A 6276-nucleotide genomic window follows, 5' to 3' on the forward strand; every position below is an offset into this window, starting at 1 on the left:
GCGTTGAAATCGCGGCGTCCTCACCCCAGGTCGAAAAGCACAGGTCGAAAATCAGGGGCGGGAGGTTCGGGAAGCAACCACGCGCGCGACAAAATTCGAGCGCAAGCGCAGCGACTGGGATGCCTTAGCTGAGGTGGGAGCAGCGTCATGAACGCACGAACATCGATCGAATTGACGTCGCCACGGCGCGGCTTTGTCGCAGCCATGGTCGCCGCGGCCTGCATGACCGGGCCTGTGGCAGCCGAACAGGTTGCGCCCGACGGCGACAATGGCCGCTACACCATGTCGACCACGCCTGATGGCGTGATCCGGCTCGACACCAGGACGGGATCGATCTCCACGTGCCGCAACGAGGCCGGCATCGGGTGGTCGTGCTATACGGTGCCGGACGAGCGCGCCGCGATGGATACCGAGATCGGCCGGTTGCAGGCAGAGAACGGACGGCTGAAGGCGCAGCTCGCCTCGCGCGACCAGACCGTCACCGGCAAGACCGACGAAACCTTGCCGAAGGACCAGGCGCTGCCGAAATCGGATCAATTGCCGAAGGCCGGGCCGAAATCTGCAGAGATCAATCCCGCGGGACCGAAGTCGTCCGATGGGTCGCGCAAGATCGAGATTCCGCTGCCGAGCGATCAGGACATGGATCGCATGATGTCGTTTGCGGAGCAGGCCTGGCGGCGGTTGCTCGATATGGCCAGCCGAGTCCAGAAAGACATGTCAGGGAAGATCTGAGAATGTCCACAACAGCCGTATCGCACAGTGCGCCGTCGACCGTCACGTTCAATACGGTTGTCACGTCGATGCTAACGGTGCGCACCTCCGGCCGCGGTTTCATCGACCTGACGCGGGAGGTTGCGGCCTTTCTCGGCCAGGCCGGGGCGAGGGAAGGGGCGGTCACCGTCTTCATCCGCCATACCTCGGCGTCGCTGACGATCATGGAGAACGCCGATCCCAGCGTGCTGCAGGATCTCGCCACGGCACTGTCGCGGCTGGCGCCGGAGAATGCCGGCTGGGTGCATGACACCGAAGGGCCGGACGACATGCCCGCCCATATCAAGACTATGCTGACATCGGCCTCGCTGCAGGTTCCGGTGCGCGACGGCAGGATGATGCTCGGCACCTGGCAGGCGATCTATCTGATCGAGCATCGCGTCCGGCCGCACCAACGCGAGATCGTGCTGCAGTTTATGGGTGCTGTCTGATGGGTGCTTGGGTATTCGCAACACAGGTGCGGCGAATCGACACGCATGGATGGGTGCTGCGGTGCACAAGAGGCGGATTAACTGCTTTATTCATCAGGTGAATTGCATGCTTGCATGCAATGTCCCAGGGGAGGAGTATTTCGGAAAACCACGCGTCGCGACTTCGCACGACGGCGGTTTGATGGAATCCCTTTAGACTGCGATCTGTAAGAATTCGAAGAATGGCGCCTGCCAACACCCGTCTTGTCATCGCTGATGATCATCCGCTGTTTCGCAATGCGTTGCGGCAGGCGGTCGCCAGCGTCGTGAGCACGGCCATCGTCGACGAAGCCGGCTCGTTCGAGGATCTCACCGCACTGCTGGAGAAGGACGCCGAGGTCGATCTGGTCCTGCTGGACCTCACCATGCCCGGGATTTCCGGGTTCTCCGGTCTGATCTATCTGCGCGCGCAATATCCGGCGGTCCCGGTCGTGATCGTGTCGGCGACCGACGACGGCGCCACGATCCGGCGTTCGCTCGATTTCGGCGCCTCCGGTTTCATCCCGAAGCGGTTCGGGGTCGACACCCTGCGCGACGCGATTCTGAAGGTGATGGAAGGCGAGATCTGGGTGCCGCCGGACACCGACCTCAATGCAGCCGCCGATCCGGACATGACCAAACTGCGCGACCGGCTGGTGACGCTGACCCCGCAGCAGGTGCGGGTGCTGATGATGCTGTCGGAAGGGCTGCTCAACAAGCAGATCGCCTATGAGCTCGGCGTCTCCGAGGCCACCATCAAGGCGCATGTCTCGGCGATCCTGCAGAAGCTCGGCGTCGAGAGCCGCACCCAGGCCGTGATCGCGGCGGCCAAGATCGCGGGCTCAGCCTGGCGGCAGGACACGCCGACGGGCAAGTGACGCGCGGATCGGATTACTCCGCCGCGACCATCTGCTGGATGCGCCATTGCCCGAGCAGAGCGCGGAGCGAGGCCGGCTTCACCGGCTTGTTGAGCACCGCGATATTTTCCTCACGCGCGGCGGCGCGCACATGCGGACTGCGGTCGGCGGTGATCAGGATCGCCGGGATCGCCTCGCCAAAACGGCGGCGGATGTCGCGGATCGCCGCGATCCCGTTGCCGCGGTCGAGATGGTAGTCGACCAGGAGCCCGGTGACGGTGTCGCTGGCCGCCTCGATCGCTTCCATTGCCGATTCGGGATCCGATACCGCGATGACCACGGCGTCCCAGGCGGTGAGCAGCGTCTTCATGCCGTCGAGAATGGCGGGATCGTTCTCGATGCAGACGATCCGCGCCCCGCTGATCGGAGTCTTGGCGAGCGGTGTCGCGCTGGTCACAGCCGCGGTGTGGTTGATCGCCTTGGCGACCGGCACCGTCACCGCGAACACCGAGCCGCCGGCCGGATGGGAGTCCAGGGCAATGTCATGCTTCAGCACGCGCGCGATCCGCTCGACGATCGAAAGGCCGAGCCCGAGGCCGCGCGCGATTCGAGCTCCCTGTTCGAGGCGGTGGAATTCCTTGAAGATCTCGCCGCGCTTCTGCACCGGGATGCCGACGCCGGTGTCATAGATGCCGATCCGCAGCGACCGGCCACTGCGCCGGCAGCCGACCAGCACGCGTCCCTGCGGGGTGTATTTGATCGCATTGGAGATGAAGTTCTGCAGCAGCCGGCGCAGCAGCAGCCGATCGGACTCGACCGGCAGCGAGCAGGGCACGAAGGTCAGCTCGAGTCCCTTGGCGCGTGCGGCCGGCGCGAACTCGATCTCAAGCGAGCGCATCAGGTCGGCCATCTTGAAGCTCGAGATCGACGTCGCCATCGCGCCGGCATCGAGCCTTGAGATATCGAGTAGCGCGCTGAGGATCTCCTCGATGGCTTCGAGCGAATCGTCGATGTTCTCGACCAGGCGCGACTCTTCGCCGGGCTTCTGCTGCTCCACCAGGCTCGTGATATAGAGCCGCGCCGCATTCAGCGGTTGCAGGATGTCATGGCTCGCCGCAGCCAGGAAACGCGTTTTGGAGATGTTGGCATCCTCGGCAGCGCTCTTCGCCAGCGCCAGCTCCGAATTGAGCCGCGTCAGTTCCTCGGTGCGGTCGCGCACGCGCTTCTCCAAGGTCGCATTGGCGCGCTCGAGCGCCTCCGCGGCCTCGAATGACGGCGTGACGTCGGTGAAGGTGATGACGAGGCCGCCGTCCGGCATCCGGTTGGCACGCACCTCGATCACCATGTGGCGGTCGGGCAGCCGTTCCAGATAAGGCTCGCCCTCCGTGGTATAGGCAGCCAGTCGTCGCGCCAGCAGTTCTTCGTTATCGGCGAGTTCATCGTCCGCATTCTCGCCCATGTATTCGAGGATCTCGCGCAACGGGCTGCCGATCTGGACCAGATGCAGCGGCAATCCTAGGAGATCGCCGAACTGCCGGTTCGAGCAGATCAGTTGCAGATCGACGTCGAACACGGCGATGCCCTGCCGCACATGGTTCAACGCGGTCTGCAGGATCTCGCGGTTGAAATGCAGCGCGGCGTGAGCATCGTCGAGCAGCTTCAGGGCGGCCTTGGCCGAGACGGTGCGCTTGCGCAGCACCAGCGACATCACGAGCCGCGACGAGGCGGCGCCGATCGAGGACGCGATCAGATGCTCGGCATGCCGCAGCAACTCGAAATCAGCCGGCGCGGCAGGATCGGACGCGGTCGGATGGTGCGTGGCAAAAGCCTCGAATGAGGCCCTGGCGCGCTCGGGGCTGAGATATTGCGCGACGGTGTTCTGGATGTCCTGCACCGTCACCGTCGAGCGCCAGCGGCGGAAGGTCGGCGCGATCGGCGTCAGCGTGTTGGGGACGAACAGATCCGCCTGCAACAGCTCGATCGAGGTGGGACGACGCGCCAGCGACAGACTGACATAGGCGAGAATGTTGAGCGACAGGCTCCACAGCACGCCGTGCAGCAGAGGCGACAGGTCGGTGCCGAGCAGCGCCTGCGGCTTCAGGGCGTCGATGCCGAACGGGCCGTGCTGCAGAAACAGAATGCCGGCGGTCGAGGTGTCGAGGAAGCTCGGAATGAACAACGTGTAGAGCCAGACTGCAAAGCCCACCACCATGCCGCCGATCGCGCCGCGCGCCGTGCCGCGCCGCCAGAGCAGGCCGCCGAAGAAGGCCGGTGCGAGCTGGGCGATCGCTGCAAAGGAGAGCAGGCCGATCGCGGCGAGCTGGGCATTGCCGAGCGCGCGATAGTAGAAATAGGCCATCACCATGATGGTGAAGATCGCAATGCGGCGGGTGCCGAGCACGAAGCTGCCGAAATCCTTGCTGCTCTCGCCGGCCCGCTTCAGCCGCTGCAGCGCCAGGGGTACCACGAGGTCGTTGGACACCATGATCGACAGCGCGACGCATTCCACGATCACCATCGCGGTCGCCGCCGACAGGCCGCCGACGAAGACGGCGATCGACAGCAGCGGCGCGTTGCCCTCGATCGGCAGCGCCAGCACATACATGTCGCTGTCGACGACGCCGAACGGGAAAGCGACGAGGCCGGCCAGCGCGATCGGGATCACGAACACATTGATCGCGACGAGGTAGAGCGGAAACAGCCAGCGCGCGCGTTTCACCTCGGCATCGTCAGCGTTCTCGACCACGCTGACATGGAACTGGCGCGGCAGCAGCATCGCGGCGCAGAACGACAGCAGCGTCATGGTCAGGAAATTGCCGATGCCCGGCACATATTCCAGCGCGCGCACACCCTCCGGCGTCTTCATCGCGCGCGTAATTAGCTCGTACGGCGAGAACATCCAGAACGTCACGAAGGCGCCGGCGGCGATGAAGGCGACCAGTTTGACGATCGACTCGGTCGCGACCGCCAGCATCAGCCCGTGCTGATGCTCGGTGGCGTCGCTCTGGCGGGTGCCGAACAGCACCGCAAAGATGGCCATCGCGAGCGTCACCATCAGCGCGATGTCACCGACCAGCGGCACGCGGGCAAAGACCTGATCCTCGCTCAGAATGGTTTCGAGCGAGGATGCGACCGCCTTGAGCTGCAGCGCGATATAGGGCACCGAGCCGACGATCGCGATCAATGCCACGATCGCGGCGACCGCCTGGCTCTTGCCGTAGCGCGCGCCGATCAGGTCGGCGACCGAGGTGATGTTCTGCGATTTGGCGAGCTGGATCACGCGGCGCAGCAGCGGCGTGCAGACGCCGACCATCAGGATCGGGCCGATATAGATGGCGAGGAAGTCGACGCTGGTGCGGGTGGCGAAGCCGACCGAGCCGAAAAAGGTCCAGGACGTGCAATAGATCGCCAGCGACAGCGGGTAGATCAGCCCGCTGAACCTGCCACGCGGCTGGGCGCGTCGCCGGTTGCCATGGCTCGCCACCAAGAACAGGAAGCCGATATAGCCGAAGGCGGCTGCGATCACGCCCCAGTCATGCAGCATCGCTGCGCAAACTCCTCAAACGCCGTCCCATCCCGTTATGCGGGCAAATCTAGCGCGTCGGGAGCAGAGAGGCGACAGCCAACTTCCCGCTGCGGGGCGGAACAACGAACGTTGTTAAAGGGGGCGGGTGACAAGCGGGAGGTCTGTAGCCCGGGTGAGCGCAGCGAGACCCGGGTCTTCGAAAGTCCATCCCGGGGTCGCTGCGCTCACCCGGGCTACCGAAATTTCAGCCTTCGCGAACTACTCCGCTGCCAACGGCTTCACGTTCAGCGCCAGGCCGAGCCGTTCCCAGACCTGCAGCAGCGCGTCGGCGAGGCCGTCGATCAGGCCGTCGTCGTGATAGGGCGAGGGCGTGATGCGCAGCCGTTCGGTGCCCTTGGCGACCGTCGGATAGTTGATCGGCTGGATGTAGATGCCGTGCTGTTCGAGCAGCAGATCGCAGGCCTGCTTGCACTTCTCGGGATCGCCGACGAACAGCGGCACGATGTGGGTGTCGCTCGACATTACCGGCAGGCCGGCGGCGGACAGGATCGCCTTGACGCGCGCGGCGCGGTCCTGGTGGCGCTCGCGCTCCCAGTTCGAGCTCTTGAGATGGCGGATCGCGGCGGTCGCGGCCGAGCACACTGCGGGTGGTAGCGCGGTGGTGAAGATGAAG

General features: G+C 64.8%; 5 protein-coding genes. 3 read left to right on the top strand and 2 right to left on the bottom strand.

Going from position 1 to position 6276, the window contains the following annotated elements:
• Positions 1–147 precede the first annotated feature (147 nt).
• The 3 genes from WA702_RS19485 to WA702_RS19495 all read left to right on the top strand — a co-directional run bounded on the left by WA702_RS19485 (position 148) and on the right by WA702_RS19495 (position 2098).
• Positions 148–732 (top strand): hypothetical protein, encoded by a 585-nt coding sequence (locus WA702_RS19485; protein ID WP_425112172.1) that lies wholly within the window; start codon positions 148–150, stop codon positions 730–732.
• Between the two features lie 2 nt (positions 733–734).
• Positions 735–1202, top strand: a complete 468-nt coding sequence (locus WA702_RS19490; protein WP_425112173.1) for a secondary thiamine-phosphate synthase enzyme YjbQ — start codon at positions 735–737, stop codon at positions 1200–1202.
• A 221-nt stretch (positions 1203–1423) separates the two neighbouring features.
• Positions 1424–2098: a response regulator gene (locus tag WA702_RS19495; RefSeq protein ID WP_425112174.1), complete on the top strand. Its 675-nt coding sequence runs from the start codon at positions 1424–1426 to the stop codon at positions 2096–2098.
• Between the two features lie 13 nt (positions 2099–2111).
• Here WA702_RS19495 and WA702_RS19500 read toward each other — a convergent pair whose 3' ends face one another.
• Together WA702_RS19500 and WA702_RS19505 are read right to left on the bottom strand one after the other, a co-directional pair.
• Positions 2112–5621 (bottom strand): hybrid sensor histidine kinase/response regulator, encoded by a 3510-nt coding sequence (locus WA702_RS19500; protein ID WP_425112175.1) that lies wholly within the window; start codon positions 5619–5621, stop codon positions 2112–2114.
• Positions 5622–5861: 240 nt separating this feature from the next.
• On the bottom strand, positions 5862–6276 hold a 415-nt coding region (locus WA702_RS19505), incomplete at its 5' end, for an aminotransferase class I/II-fold pyridoxal phosphate-dependent enzyme (protein WP_425112176.1).

The organism is Bradyrhizobium sp. (assembly GCF_049798375.1).
GTDB lineage: Bacteria > Pseudomonadota > Alphaproteobacteria > Rhizobiales > Xanthobacteraceae > Bradyrhizobium.